We start from the raw sequence: 14,372 nt of genomic DNA, 5'->3' as shown, positions 1-14,372 counted from the left end.
ACAATTAATTGTATATTCCCTTTGTCATGACTTCCTTTGGCTTGTAGCCCTTATCAGCAAGTGTGTTGATGATGAGCTGCTTGTGCTCAGGGCCAAATGCCTCCATAGTGATAACAAGCTCAACTGCCGAATTCCTGTTGATGGATACGAACTGGTTGTGCTCAAGCTTGATAACATTTCCCTGGAGATCAGCGATAACCTTTGAAATGTTCATGAGCGCACCCGGCTTGTCAGGAAGAAGTGTTGAAACTGTGAAGATCCTGCTTCTTGCGATAAGTCCGTGCTGTACAAGTGAGGCAAATGTTATCATATCCATATTGCCGCCCGACAGTATGCTTACGACCTTGGCGCCTTTCACATCGAGATGCTTAAGTGCTGCCACTGTTAGAAGACCTGAGTTTTCAACAAGCAGCTTGTGGTTTTCAAGCATATCAAGGAATGAAACGATGAGTTCGTTATCCTCTACAGTTATAATATCGTCTATATTTTTCTGTATATATGGGAATATCTTGCTTCCAGGTGTCTTGACTGCAGTTCCATCTGCAATGGTGTCTACATATGGAAGTGTTGTAACCTTCTTGTTCTTCAGTGAGACCTGCATACAGTTTGCTCCGGCAGGCTCAACACCTATGACCTTGATGTTCGGATTCATCATCTTGGCAAGTGTGGACACACCTGTTGCCAGACCGCCACCTCCGATAGGAACAAGGATATAGTCAACGAAAGGAAGCTCCTTTATGATCTCCATCGCAACCGAGCCCTGTCCTGTGGCGACATCGAGATCATCGAACGGATGAATGAATGTATAACCCTTGTCCTCTGCAAGCTCAAGAGCGTATGCACATGATTCATCATATACGTCTCCATACAGTATAACCTCTGCGCCGTATGCCTTAGTTCTGTTAACCTTGATGAGAGGTGTAGATGAAGGCATAACGATGGTCGCCTTTACTCCATATGCTTTTGCAGCATATGCCACACCCTGGGCATGATTTCCAGCCGAAGCTGTTATCAGTCCCTTCTGTCTCTCTTCATCTGAAAGAGTGCTTATCTTGTAATATGCACCCCTGATCTTGTATGCACCGGTCTTCTGAAGGTTCTCAGGTTTGAAGTATACCTTGTTGCCTGTTATCCCACTGAAATAGTCACTGTATATGAGCTTTGTAGGGAGAACCACCTTATGTACAATGTCGTAGGCCTCCTCAAATTTCGCAAGTGTCAGTTTGTCTGTTGTGTTCTGTTCTGCCATTTGTTAATGTCTCCTTATGTAAAAATCCTTTTGAAAATCATATATGGTTGTGCACAGATATAAGTATATTGACATACATATGATCATTATATATGCCGTAGTATTACATGTCATCGCCGATGAGCATATCGATCTCGGATCTGTCCTCGTCAAAATCTGCGAACAATGCGTTGACATATTCCTGAGGGTCAAATCTCTGGAGATCACCGATCTTCTCACCAACTCCGATAAACTTGACCGGTACGTCAAGCTCTGCCTGGATCGCTATCGCAATACCACCCTTGGCAGTTCCGTCAAGCTTGGTGATAACTATACCGTCAAGCTCAGTTACATTGCTGAACTGTCTTGCCTGTTCAAGGGCATTCTGACCTGTTGTTCCGTCCAGAACTATGAGCGCCTCAACATTTGCCTCCGGATAATCCCTTGTGATGATCCTTCTCATCTTTGCAAGCTCGTCCATGAGATTCTTCTTGTTGTGAAGTCTTCCCGCTGTATCAACGAGAAGGATATCCGTATCTCTTGCCTTGGCGGCAGCCACTGCGTCGTATACAACTGCAGCGGGATCAGCGCCCTCATTGTGTGAAATTATATCAACCTGTGCCCTGTCAGCCCAGGTCTTTAACTGATCTATGGCGGCAGCTCTGAATGTATCGGCAGCAGCCATGAGAACCTTCTTGCCTCTCTGGCGGTACTGGGCAGCAAGCTTTCCGATGGTCGTTGTCTTGCCGACACCATTTACCCCGATGACCAGCACAACGGACTTCTTATTCTCGAAGTCGTACGCTGAATCGTCCACAGACATCTGGTTCTTGATTATATTGATCACAAGTTCCTTGCAGGCAGCAGGTTCTTTGATGTGTGAATCCTCAACCTTCTGCTTAAGTCCCTCTATAACCTTCTCAGTCGTCTCATATCCCATATCAGCCATGATAAATGTCTCTTCAAGATTCTCATAGAAATCATCATCTATATGGGATGCACCGAATACATCTGTAAAGCTTTCTACTATATTATCTCTTGTCTTTGCAAGACCTGCCTTAAGTCTCGCAAAAAATCCTTTTTTCTCTTTTTCCTCTGCCATGACATACCTCCTGTTTAATATCTTCTATTGTTATTTATCCAGATCGTTCTCAATAAGGTTGACTGATACGAGGGTAGATACACCCTTCTCCTGCATGGTTATACCGTACAGGATATCAGCAGCCTCCATGGTTCCCTTTCTGTGTGATATAACTATGAACTGCGTATCCTTTGTAAGCCTGTTGAGATACTGTGCAAATCTTCTTACATTCGAGTCGTCAAGAGCCGCCTCTATCTCGTCCAGCAGACAGAAAGGTGATGGCTTCAGACTCTGAATTGCAAATAACAGTGCTATGGCGGTGAGGGACTTCTCTCCACCTGACAACTGCATCATATTCTGGAGCTTCTTTCCAGGTGGCTGTGCTATGATCCTGATACCTGTTTCAAGAAGATCCTCGGTATCAACCAGCTCAAGTGCACCACGTCCACCACCGAACAGCTCCTTGAATACCTTGTCGAACATGACCTGTATCTCCTTGAACTTCTCGGCAAACTGCTCCTGCATTGATTTTTCAAGCTCCGCAATGATATTTACAAGGTTGGTCTCCGCACTGACTATATCGTCATGCTGTCCCTTGAGAAATTCGTATCTCTCAGAGACTTCCTTGTAGTCATCTATGGCATTGACGTTGACATCTCCAAGGGATTTGATCTTGGCCTTTACTGCAACGATCTCCTTCTTTAGTGCCGGCAGTTCAGGAAGATTATCGTCCTTGAGTTCCTGGGCACTGCTGTATGTAAGCTCATACTCCTCCCACATATAGTTGCTGAGTTCGTCTGCTTTCTCAGTGTTCTTCTCGATTACCGATGTGAGCTTGTATGAGTCCTTCTCGAGTCCTGCAATCTTTTCGGAAAGTTCTTCTCGTCTGGCAAAGAATTCCTTGTGGCTCTGCTGTAATTCCTCTCTCTTGACTGAGAATTCGTTTACCTTGTCCTCGTTGTCAGCGATACTGCCGGTTCTGCTTGCGATATCTGTCTTTATAGCAGCTATCCTGTCTTCCAGCTCTGTGATCTCACTGAATGATGACTCCACGCGGCTTGTAAAGCCCTCAAGTTCTTCCTTGTATTTTTCGATATCCATATTTATTCTTCGGATATTTTCTACAATGAAGTTCTCTTTCTGCTTGACGGAATTAAACTTAATCATAAGCTCAGATACCCTTGCGTTTGCAGCGGTGAGCTTATCCTTGTTCTCCTGTCCCTGTCCCTCAAGTTCTTCCACTCTTGCCTCAGCTTCAAGCCTCATGGCTTCATGCTTTTTGTTGTTGTCGGCAAGAGAATTCTTATTGTTGTTTATCTCCGTTATCTGATTATTGAGCTCTGCTACCTCTTTCTCGATCGAGACAAATACTCTTTCAGATTCGGCAAGTTTTTCTTTGACCTGGTCAATACTCATGGTCAGAGTATTCTTTTTCAGATATGCCTGCTGCAGTTCGGAGTTGTATTTGTCTATATCCTGTCTGAGCTGATCTCTTGAAGTCTTAAGTTGTGCGTCGAGAGCCGCAGCCTTTGACGCTGTTGATTTCAGGTTATCGATCTGCTCCTTGAGTTCATCCAGCTCCCTCTTCCTTCCGAGAAGGTTACTGGAATTCCTGAATGCACCTCCGGTCATTGATCCGCCCGGATTTATCAGTTCTCCCTCTATGGTGACAAGTCTGAGCGACTGATTGTTCTTACGCGCTACCGCCAGGGCATTATCGATATTGTCGACAACTATGATCTTGCCTAAAAGGTTCTTTACCAGCGTGTTGAATTTGGAATCGACCTCAACAAGATCTGATGCAACTCCTATGACTCCTTTTTCCCTGAGCACATCATTTCTGACGGAACCGCGGTCTGTTATGGTGTTAAGCGGAAGAAATGTTGCACGTCCGAGTCTGTTGGTCTTCAGATATGAGATCATTCTCTTGGCAGTGGCATCGTCCTCAGTGACAATGTTCTGTATACTTCCGCCAAGGGCAGTCTCCACAGCGACCTCGTACTTCTGATTTACCGTGATTATGTCCGCAACAACGCCTATTATGCCCGGATTCCACTGCTTCTGTTCCATGACTCGTCTGATACTGTTGCCGTATCCGTCGTATCTCTCAGTTATATTTCTGAGAGCCTCCATCTTGGACTCTGTGGCCGAAAGCTTCTCGTTGGTGTTGTGGATCAGCTCACGGTTAGTTTTGTTTCTATTCTGATTCTGGGCAAGCTGATCGGTTGCACTGTCCAATCCCGCGAGAATGACCTTTGATCCCGCCTCAAGTTCGGCAAGCTGTGATGACAGTGACTCATATTCCTTCTTGTCCCCGGCATCGTCGCTCTTAAACTGCAGAAGTCTCTGGTTGAGCTGTGTCTTTCTAAAGTTGATATTCTCCAGCATGGCGTCATATCTTCCGACCTTTGCCTGGAGATTACCGCTCTCATGCATATATTCTATGATGTCAGCCTTGCAGCTCTCAATCTCCTGCTGGCAGGCCTCTATGTAGGAGGTCATGTCGGAGCTTTCCTTCTGGGCTGTTTTAAGTGCCTGTTCAACTTCTGAGATAGAGTCATCCAGTTCATCTTTCTGGGATGTGTAATCTGCGAGTTCTTTCTCGCCGGACTCGATCTGGCTGTTGATTCGGTCTATCTGATCATGTATGTTCTGATCGTTCATTTTGAGTGTGATTATCTGCTGGTTGATAACATTTATCTCACCTTCAGCACGCTCTTTTGCAAGCCTGTTCTCATGAATCTCGTTTTTAGATGACTCAATTATGGAATTGAGCTGCTCTATAGCAGTCTCTATCTGGTCGTATTCTTCCTTTGTCTGTTCATACGCCTGCTTGCTCTCATCTATATCATCGTTTACGATAGTGAGCCTGTTCTGATCTTCCTCGAGAGCTGTTTTAAGTTTCTCTGTCTCAAGAAGGAATGCATTCACATCGAGTTTTTTTAATTCATTTTTAAATGCCAGATATTTCCTTGCGGTCTCAGACTGCTCCTTGAGTGGTCCGACCTGTTTTTCAAGCTCCTTGAGAATGTCGTTGACACGGCTGAGATTGTCCCTCTCTGCTTCAAGTGATTTCTCCGCAGCAGCCTTGTTCTTCTTGAACTTTACGATCCCGGCAGCCTCGTCAAAAAGCTCTCGTCTCTCCTCAGGTTTACCATTGAGGATCTTCTCGATCTGGCCCTGTCCGATGATTGAATAACCCTCCTTACCGATACCAGTGTCAAAGAAGAGAGAATATACATCCTTCAGTCTGCTGACAGTACCGTTAATCAGATATTCAGACTCTCCTGATCTGTATACTCGTCTTGCAACTGTGACTTCATTATAATCTATAGGAAGGCTGTGATCGCTGTTGTCAAGAGTTATGGCAACATATGCGGAGCCCTGCGGCTTTCTGAGCTGTGTTCCCGAGAAAATGACATCCTCCATCTTGGAACCACGGAGACTCTTGGCACTCTGTTCACCCAGAACCCATCTCACTGCATCCGCTACATTGCTCTTACCCGAACCATTAGGTCCAACGATACAGGTTATTCCGTGATTGAATTTGAATACTATCTTGTTTGCAAATGACTTGAAGCCATTTACCTCTATACTCTTTAAATACATAAATTAATCCTGCTTTTTTCTTAATTGTAACAATGTTTTGTATGCAGCCATCTGTTCGGAGTTTTTTCTGTTTGAACCCTCACCTCTGGCTGTAGCCTGGCCATCTATCATGGCATCCGATACAAATATCTTGTTATGTTCAGGCCCCTTCTCCTCTATGAGCTCATACTTTAATTCTTTTCCATTCTTCTGGCAGAATTCCTGAAGGGTTGACTTTGCATCGTAGAACAATGATTTTGTCTCAACGTCATCCAGCAGGAACTGATGGACAAACTTCTTGGCGACATCCATTCCGCCATCAAGATACATCGCACCGAGAACGGATTCAAAGAGATCACACAGAATGGATTTCCTTGTCCTTCCGCCTGTCTGGGCTTCACCCTTGCTAAGAAGGACAAATTTGCCATATCCAAGACTCTCGGATATCTGTGAAAGAGTAAATTCGCATACGAGACTTGCCCTCAGCTTTGTGAGTTTTCCCTCCTCATATTCTCTCTTCTTGCGGAAGAGATAGTCACTCACAATATACTCAAGGATGGCATCCCCGAGAAACTCAAGTCTCTCATATGACTCAGTTTTATTAACCTTAAGCTCATTTGCAAATGACGTGTGTGTCAGAGCTGTTATCAGAAGTCTTATATCCTTGAATTCGTATCCTATTCTTTTTTCAAGCTCACCATAATCCTTCTTCATTATGCCTGCTCCTCACTCAGCTTTTCAGCAATCTTGGCGTTTACTCCGGTCTCACTGAAGTTGATGCACTGGAATATTGCACTCTCAACTTCTTCGTTGTGTGAGTTGCCGTGGATCTTTACCACGAGTCCCTTAAGTCCAAGAAGAGGTGCTCCACCCTTTGTCTTGGCGTTGAATCTCTCCTTGAGCTCTCCGAGGGAATCCTTTATAAGTGCACCGCCGATCTTTGACTTGAATGAAGACATAACCGCTTTCTTGATCTCTCCAAGCAGCATTTTTGCAAGTCCCTCGTACAGCTTGAGGATAACATTTCCCACAAATGCTTCACATACGATGACATCTGCAGCACCATTTGGAATCTCACGAGCTTCTATACTTCCAACAAAATTGATGTCCTTACATTCCTTGAGCAGTGGGTATGTCTCCTTTACGAGGGCGTTACCCTTCTCCTCCTCGTCACCAATATTGACGATGGCTACTCTTGGCTTCTCGATCTTCTCGATGTTCTCCATATATATGGAACCCATCTTTGCAAACTGAAGCAGATGCTCAGGTCTCGCATCGACATTAGCACCGCAGTCAATAAGAAGCGAATATCCCTTAGTCGTAGGGATGAGTGGTGCCAGAGGTGATCTCTTCACACCTTTGGATCTTCCGACGATAAGCTGTCCTCCTGCAAGGATGGCTCCTGAGCTTCCGGCTGAGATTATTGCGTCAGCCTCTCCACTTTTTACCATATTCATTCCAACTGTAAGTGATGAGTCTTTCTTGCTTCTGATTGCCTGAACAGGTGCATCGTGACATGTGATCTCCTCAGTACAGTTCTTTATCTCTATCTTGGAGGTGTCATATGTGTATTTGGCAAGCTCACCCTTTATGACAGCCTCTTTTCCAGTGAGAATTATATGAGCCTTTGCCCCTTCGTTCACAGCTTCTACAGCACCTCTTATGATCCACTCCGGTGCATAATCTCCGCCCATAGCATCTACTACAATTCTTGTATCGCCCATATCAAAACTCTCCTATCTTACGTGTATTATGGGATATCCCACCATATAATTATTTTTAGGTGCAAACGCACAAGGTCATTATATATTTCTGAATTGTCAAAGTCAAATATTTCAGTACAAATATACAAACCGCCATGTATATATGTGCACGAAAAAAGACCTTCCTTATTATAAAAATAAGAAAGGTCTTGTTTATTCTACTACTCAAATACCGAGTGAGAACTGGAAATTACTCAGCAACTGAGATAATCTCTTTCTTGTTGTATGAACCGCAGTTCTTACAAACTCTGTGTGGAACCATTAACTCGCCACACTTGCTGCACTTAACTAATGCTGGTGCAGACATCTTCCAGTTAGCTCTTCTCTTATCTCTTCTAGCCTTTGAGCTCTTATTCTTTGGACAAATTGACATTATTCACACCTCCTCAATTCTTTAAGATGTCATTAAAAACTGATAATCTCGGATCAGGAACAAAATCATCACAGTTACATGTACCATGATTCAGATTCGTTCCACACACCTTACAGAGTCCCTTGCAGTCATCCCTGCACAGAATCTGTATTGGAACTAAACCCATCAGTTCCTTTTTCAACAGTGCGTCCATATCGATATTACAGTCTTCAAAATAGCTTAACTCATCTATCTCATCTACCTTATCAGAATCCAAAACGGAAGTATCAATAACTGTGTCGATATCTATATGGAAAGTTCTCTCAAACTCCTCCAGACATCTGTCACACACAAGCTCCATGACAACATCAGTGCTTCCGGTAACCTTGACTCTGTTCTTGCCGTCATTCGACAGATTCAGTTGAAAATCATCTGCCTGTCCAATCCGGTAGTCCATTCCCTTAAACTGGAAACTATCAAAGTCTACATGTACTTCAACGCTTTTAGTCAATCCCTCAGTGGATAAAATCTCAGATAAATCAATTAACATAATATCTCCTAAAAATCGCACATCTGCTATTATACATATACAGATATTTATTGTCAACAAAATATTGCAAAATTTTTATACAATTCCGTCAACTGAATCCTGTCGTTATACAGAAGACTTATTTTGTAACAAGCTCTACAGTCTCTCTTGCAATGGCAAGCTCTTCGTTTGTAGGAACTACCCATACCTGAACCTTTGAAGCGTCAGTGGATATCTTCTGCTCTTCGCCGCGGATCTCGTTCTTAGTCTCATCTATATCGATACCCATGAATGAAAGATCCATTGTTGATACTCTTCTTACATATGGATTGTTCTCTCCGATTCCTGCCGTAAACGCTATCGCATCAAGGCCTCCCATTGCGGCTGCATATGCTCCAATATATTTCTTGACACTGTAGCAGAATACATCGAGAGCAAGACGGCATCTGTCATTGCCATCCTTCATGCCGGCGTCAAGATCTCTGAAATCACTTGATACGCCTGAAAGTCCTGATACACCTGACTTCTTATTAAGAATAGTTGTTATCTCCTCAACGCTCTTGCCCTCTTTGCCGGCAATGAACTCAAGAATCGCAGGATCTATATCACCGCTTCTTGTGCCCATAGGAAGACCTGCAAGAGGTGTGAGTCCCATGGAAGTGTCCACTGACTTACCGCCGTCAACTGCTGTGATACTTGATCCGTTTCCAAGGTGGCATACGATAAGCTTGGTATCTTTGATATCCCTGCCTATAAGCTCTGCCAGTCTCTTGGATACAAAGCTGTGGCTTGTTCCGTGGAAACCGTATCTTCTTATCTTATAATTCTTGTAATATTCGTAAGGTATTGCATATGTATATGCTTTATCAGGCATGGTCTGGTGGAACGCTGTATCAAATACCGCAACCATAGGAACACCCGGCATATGTGCCTGACATGCTCTGATTCCAATGAGGTTGGCAGGGTTGTGAAGTGGTGCAAGATCATTACACTCTTCTATGGCCGCCATTACTTCGTCTGTTATAACTACTGAATTCGCAAACTTCTCACCGCCGTGAACTATTCTGTGTCCAACAGCATCGATCTCTGACAGTGAAGCGATAGCTCCCTTATCTGTATCAAGAAGAGCGTCAAGAACAAATTTTACAGCAGCATTGTGATCCGGCATAGCGGCATCCACTGTATACTTATCCTTACCCATGGTCTGATGTGTGAGCTTTCCGTCGATACCGATCCTCTCACACAGTCCTTTTGCTATAACAGCCTCTGTATCAGAATCAATAAGCTGATACTTCAGTGATGAACTACCACAATTAATTACAAGAACCTTCATTTCAATCCTCCTGCACAACTTATGTGTAAATAAATCATCTTTAAAAATTATCTTTTACTATCTCTCTTTTGGAGTTACCTTCATTCTGCCGTCCTCCTGAGCCTGAGCCTGGATAGCTGTTATGGCAACAACTCCAACTATATCGTCTGCAACACAGCCTCTTGACAGGTCGTTTACAGGCTTTGCAATACCCTGTGTAACAGGACCATATGCATCAGCCTTTGCGAGTCTCTGTACAAGCTTGTATCCGATGTTCGCTGCATCAAGATCAGGGAACACAAGAACATTCGCTTGTCCTGCGACCTTGCTTCCAGGTGCCTTTGATGCTGCAACCTCAGGAACGAGTGCTGCATCTGACTGAAGCTCACCATCACACAGAAGGTCAGGAAACTCAGCGTTAACGATCTCTGTAGCTTCAATAACCTTGTCAACGTCAGGATGCTTTGCGCTTCCCTTTGTTGAATGTGACAGCATAGCCACAACAGGTGTCTCATCAACCAGAAGTTCAAATGACTTCGCTGACTGCTCTGCGATATCTGCAAGCTCTGACGCTGACGGGCTCTGATTGAGTCCTGCATCTGCAAATACAAATGTTCCGTTGGCACCATACTGACAATCTGGAACTACAACCAGGAAGAATGCTGATACGATTCTTGTTCCCGGAGCAGTCTTCAGTGTCTGAAGTGCTGCACGGAGCACATCTGCTGATGCATTGATCGCACCGGCAACCATACCGTCTGCATCATCCTGCTTAACCATCATACATCCAAAATATAATGGGTTTGTTAAAAGCAGTTCCTTGGCTCTTGCCTCGGTCATGCCCTTCTTTCTTCTCATCTCTACAAAAGCATCCACGTATTCATCAAATTTCTCATAATTCTTAGGGTCAACAAATGATGCTCCGCTGAGATCGATATCACCAGCTCTGCTCATGATATCTTCCTTGTCTCCAACCAGGATAATGTTCGCAATGCCCTCTGCCAATACCTTGCCGGCTGCCTCGATTGTTCTCATGTCTGATGTCTCAGGCAGTACGATAGTTTTCTTATTCTGTTTGGCTTTTTCTTTTAACTGATCAATAAACTTCATGTTTATTTCCCCCTTTGAAATAATGAAAACACACATAGTTAAAGTTTAACTCATTGCCCCATTATTCTCAATAGAAATAGCCAAAAAAATTGTCTTTTTATCCGTACAATCCGTGATAATAACTAAAAAAATCTAACACTCAATTCCCATCGCCAGCTTAAGCTGGTTTCTCAATTTTTCTAAATTACCTGAATTGTCTATCTTTTTTGAACAATTTTCCTCATAATAGCTGTCAGGATCCTGCGAAGCGATGACTTTTCTTGCTTTTTCATCGGTAAATCCGCGATAAGCACACAAACGTTCAATTCGTTTTGAAACGTCTGCATAGACATACCACATCTCATCGCAGATGTCCAAATACCCATCCTGGATAAGCAGTGCAGCTTCAAGAACGTATAGTCTGCATCCTGACTTTTTCTGCTCCTCCATGGATTCAAGAATGGCCTTTTTTACATTTGGATGGGTTATGGAATTGAGGATATCGAGCTGCTTCTGATCGCTGAAAACGACCGCTGAAAGCTTTGCTCTGTCGATCCTGCTGTCTTCATCAAGAATATCTCTTCCAAAGTGTTCCACTATGTCATTGTATGATATCTGTCCCGGTTCCATGAGTCTGTGAGCCAGGGCGTCGGCCTCCATAATGAATGCTCCGTAGTCTCGCTGCATTATATCAAGCACAGCAGTTTTTCCAGAACCGATACCACCAGTTATTCCTATGATCTTCATATTATTTTGCCTCATACCAGTTATTTCCTGATGCAACGCCCACCTCAAGAGGTACGGTCATATCTGCGGCATGCATCATCTCATCAACGAGAAGCTTCTTCACTATGTCCACTTCATCCTCGGCAGCCTCTATAAGAAGCTCATCGTGTATCTGCAGGATAAGCTGTGACTTCAGTCCGAGCTCCTTGAGCTTCATGTTAACTCTCACCATGGCGATCTTGATTATGTCCGCAGCGGTTCCCTGTATAGGCGAATTCATGGCAACCCTCTCGCCAAAACTCCTCTGCATAAAGTTGGATGACTTCAGCTCAGGGATAGGCCTGATCCTTCCGAACATGGTCGTCACATAACCTTTTTCCTTTGCGTGGGCTACCTGTTCATCCAAATACGCTTTTATACTCTTATAGGTGTCATAATACTTTGCAATGAAATCTGAAGCCTCTTTTCTGGATATACCCAGATCCTCACTCAGACCAAATGCGCTGATTCCGTACACGATTCCGAAGTTGACAGCCTTTGCATGCCGTCTCTGAAGAGATGTAACCTCATCGATAGGAACCTCAAACACTTCGGATGCGGTTGTGGCGTGTATGTCCACGTTGTTAAGGAAAGCGTTCTTCATAACCTCATCTCCCGACAGATGGGCAAGTACACGAAGCTCTACCTGTGAGTAATCGGCATCTACAAATATATATCCCTCCTTAGGGATAAATGCCTTTCTGATAAGTCTTCCGAGTTCCAGCTTCATAGGTATATTCTGAAGGTTAGGCTCTGTTGAGCTTATTCTTCCGGTTGCCGTGATAGTCTGGTTAAAGGTTCCGTGAATACGTCCGTCATCCGATATATAGTTCACAAGTCCCACTGCGTATGTGGAATTGAGTTTTGTGAGCTGTCTGTATTCCAGAATATCTCCGATGATAGGATGTTCGTTTTTGACCTTTTCAAGTACATCCACACTTGTTGAGTAGCCCGTCTTGGTCTTTTTGCCGCCCGGTATGCCCATATCTTCAAAAAGGATAGGTCCAAGCTGCTTCGGAGAATTGATATTGAACTCTTTTCCTGCGTAACCGATTATCGAATCGTGAAGCTCCTGAATCCTCTTCTCAAGCTTTTTGCTGTATTCCTCAAGCTCTGCCTTATCGACTCTTATTCCGCGTTTTTCCATGTCGTATAAGGTGTAAACGGTAGGGAGCTCAACCTTATTGTACAATTCAAGCATGCCTTCTTTGGCAAGCTTATCCATGACGATATCCTTTGCAAGGAGCGGAACGACCGCCTTGTACGAAAATACTTCAAGAAAATTATCACTTATAAATGTAAATATATTCAATTCATCTTTGCCGATGAGTTCCTTCTCAGAAGGAAGTATGTTGCCAAGATATTCCTTTGCGACATCATCGTAATCGTATGAATCCTCCATCGGATTGAGGAGATATGCTGCCACTCCTATATCAAGTACATTTGTGTCACATTCATGAAAATCTACATATTTCAGCGCGCTCTTAAGATCCTCCATGCATATGATGATTCCGGCATTCTTCAGATCGTATATGAATTTGACTGCCTCATCAGGATCTATACCCGATGAACAGTTTATCACGTACACATCCTTTGAATCACAGGCAACGGCTATGCCGAGCATCATGTCATCACTGTGGGCAACGTATACACCGACAGCTCCTGATTTCTTTGCAGCATCCTCGATATGAGCAAAGTCGGCTGTAGAATTTACCACTGTTATATCCGGTTTCAGTTCACTTACAGTCTGCTGGTTGTCAAACTTCTTTAAGAGACTCTTGAATTCCAGTCTTTTGAAAATGTTGTATGAATTGTCATTAAACGCATTCTCATATGTGGTATCCTCAAGCTTGAAATCCAGTTCACAGTCAAGCTTGATCGCTGCAAGCTCTCTGGACATTATTGCCTGTTCTGAGAACTCCGCAAGATTTTTCTGGGCTTTAGGAGGCTTGATCTCGTCTATATGTTCAAGAGCTCCTGCCACAGATCCCCACTGCTGAATGATCTTTGAGGCGGTCTTTTCACCTATTCCAGGAACCCCCGGGATGTTATCTGACGTATCACCCATAAGTCCCTTCATATCTATAAACTGGACTGGGGTAACTCCATAGAGATCCTTCACATCGTCTGCGTAATAGTTCTCTATCGTGGTTCCGCCTGCTTTTGTCTTCGGAATACGGACAAGGATATTGTCTGTTGCAAGCTGCAGAAGATCCCTGTCACCCGATACTATCACAACCTTGTATCCGGCAGAATCTGCAACTCTTGACAATGTGCCTATGATGTCATCAGCCTCATAACCACCTTTCTCAACTATGGTGACGTTCATTGCTGTCAAGACTTCTTTTATGAGTGGTACCTGCTCCCGCAGTTCATCCGGCATAGGCTTTCTTGTGCCCTTATACTCTTTGTACATAAGATGTCTGAATGTAGGCTGTTTAACGTCAAATGCCACACATACATTTGTCGGATTCTCTTCGTCGATTATCTTGAATATAATATTAAGAAAACCGAGGACAGCATTCGTGTGAAGTCCCTCATAGTTGGTGAGATCCGGAAGCCCGTAAAAAGCTCTGTTAAGTATGCTGTGTCCATCTATTATCAATATCTTTTTACCTGTATCTGGCATGAAAACCTCCTCTTATTTACCGCTCGCCATAGAGTA

The 14,372-nt window shown here is 43.8% G+C and carries 11 protein-coding genes; all 11 read right to left on the bottom strand.

Annotated features, from left to right (window positions below; translation table 11 throughout):
- Positions 1-4 precede the first annotated feature (4 nt).
- On the bottom strand, positions 5-1,249 hold the full coding sequence (ilvA, locus tag ARA78_RS02920; protein ID WP_015534949.1) for a threonine ammonia-lyase: 1,245 nt from the start codon (positions 1,247-1,249) through the stop codon (positions 5-7).
- A gap of 103 nt (positions 1,250-1,352) precedes the next feature.
- Positions 1,353-2,330, bottom strand: a complete 978-nt coding sequence (ftsY, locus tag ARA78_RS02915; protein WP_022216450.1) for a signal recognition particle-docking protein FtsY — start codon at positions 2,328-2,330, stop codon at positions 1,353-1,355.
- 30 nt (positions 2,331-2,360) lie between these two features.
- Positions 2,361-5,918, bottom strand: coding sequence for a chromosome segregation protein SMC (gene smc / locus ARA78_RS02910; protein ID WP_055279949.1), 3,558 nt, complete (start codon positions 5,916-5,918; stop codon positions 2,361-2,363).
- Between the two features lie 3 nt (positions 5,919-5,921).
- The gene (gene rnc, locus ARA78_RS02905) at positions 5,922-6,611 is read right to left on the bottom strand and encodes a ribonuclease III (protein WP_022216448.1); all 690 of its coding nucleotides are present in this window, start codon (positions 6,609-6,611) and stop codon (positions 5,922-5,924) included.
- Positions 6,611-7,621, bottom strand: coding sequence for a phosphate acyltransferase PlsX (gene plsX / locus ARA78_RS02900; protein WP_055279948.1), 1,011 nt, complete (start codon positions 7,619-7,621; stop codon positions 6,611-6,613). Before plsX ends, rnc begins: the two co-directional genes overlap by 1 nt.
- 229 nt (positions 7,622-7,850) lie before the next feature.
- Positions 7,851-8,033 (bottom strand): 50S ribosomal protein L32, encoded by a 183-nt coding sequence (gene rpmF / locus ARA78_RS02895; protein ID WP_004850916.1) that lies wholly within the window; start codon positions 8,031-8,033, stop codon positions 7,851-7,853.
- A 13-nt stretch (positions 8,034-8,046) separates the two neighbouring features.
- Entirely contained in the window at positions 8,047-8,562 is a 516-nt protein-coding gene (locus tag ARA78_RS02890; RefSeq protein WP_015534953.1) for a YceD family protein, read from the bottom strand.
- Between the two features lie 118 nt (positions 8,563-8,680).
- Positions 8,681-9,874: an acetate/propionate family kinase gene (locus tag ARA78_RS02885; protein ID WP_055279947.1), complete on the bottom strand. Its 1,194-nt coding sequence runs from the start codon at positions 9,872-9,874 to the stop codon at positions 8,681-8,683.
- A gap of 57 nt (positions 9,875-9,931) precedes the next feature.
- Entirely contained in the window at positions 9,932-10,963 is a 1,032-nt protein-coding gene (gene pta, locus ARA78_RS02880; RefSeq protein WP_015534954.1) for a phosphate acetyltransferase, read from the bottom strand.
- A 132-nt stretch (positions 10,964-11,095) separates the two neighbouring features.
- Complete coding sequence (gene coaE / locus ARA78_RS02875) at positions 11,096-11,689, bottom strand: dephospho-CoA kinase (protein WP_055279946.1); 594 nt, start codon at positions 11,687-11,689, stop codon at positions 11,096-11,098.
- Between the two features lies 1 nt (position 11,690).
- Complete coding sequence (gene polA / locus ARA78_RS02870) at positions 11,691-14,336, bottom strand: DNA polymerase I (protein WP_055279945.1); 2,646 nt, start codon at positions 14,334-14,336, stop codon at positions 11,691-11,693.
- Between the last annotated feature and the right edge of the window lie 36 nt (positions 14,337-14,372).

It is taken from the genome of Coprococcus eutactus, from assembly GCF_001404675.1.
In the GTDB taxonomy this organism is placed as follows: Bacteria; Bacillota; Clostridia; order Lachnospirales; family Lachnospiraceae; genus Coprococcus; species Coprococcus aceti.
This window is presented reverse-complemented; position numbering and strand designations above follow the sequence as displayed.

Excerpts from the sequence above, each read along its gene's own strand:
- ilvA (WP_015534949.1), bottom strand. The coding sequence starts at position 1,249 with ATGGCAGAACAGAACACAACAGACAAACTGACACTTGCGAAATTTGAG.
- ftsY (WP_022216450.1), bottom strand. The coding sequence starts at position 2,330 with ATGGCAGAGGAAAAAGAGAAAAAAGGATTTTTTGCGAGACTTAAGGCA.
- smc (WP_055279949.1), bottom strand. The coding sequence starts at position 5,918 with ATGTATTTAAAGAGTATAGAGGTAAATGGCTTCAAGTCATTTGCAAAC.
- rnc (WP_022216448.1), bottom strand. The coding sequence starts at position 6,611 with ATGAAGAAGGATTATGGTGAGCTTGAAAAAAGAATAGGATACGAATTC.
- plsX (WP_055279948.1), bottom strand. The coding sequence starts at position 7,621 with ATGGGCGATACAAGAATTGTAGTAGATGCTATGGGCGGAGATTATGCA.
- rpmF (WP_004850916.1), bottom strand. The coding sequence starts at position 8,033 with ATGTCAATTTGTCCAAAGAATAAGAGCTCAAAGGCTAGAAGAGATAAG.
- ARA78_RS02890 (WP_015534953.1), bottom strand. The coding sequence starts at position 8,562 with ATGTTAATTGATTTATCTGAGATTTTATCCACTGAGGGATTGACTAAA.
- ARA78_RS02885 (WP_055279947.1), bottom strand. The coding sequence starts at position 9,874 with ATGAAGGTTCTTGTAATTAATTGTGGTAGTTCATCACTGAAGTATCAG.
- pta (WP_015534954.1), bottom strand. The coding sequence starts at position 10,963 with ATGAAGTTTATTGATCAGTTAAAAGAAAAAGCCAAACAGAATAAGAAA.
- coaE (WP_055279946.1), bottom strand. The coding sequence starts at position 11,689 with ATGAAGATCATAGGAATAACTGGTGGTATCGGTTCTGGAAAAACTGCT.
- polA (WP_055279945.1), bottom strand. The coding sequence starts at position 14,336 with ATGCCAGATACAGGTAAAAAGATATTGATAATAGATGGACACAGCATA.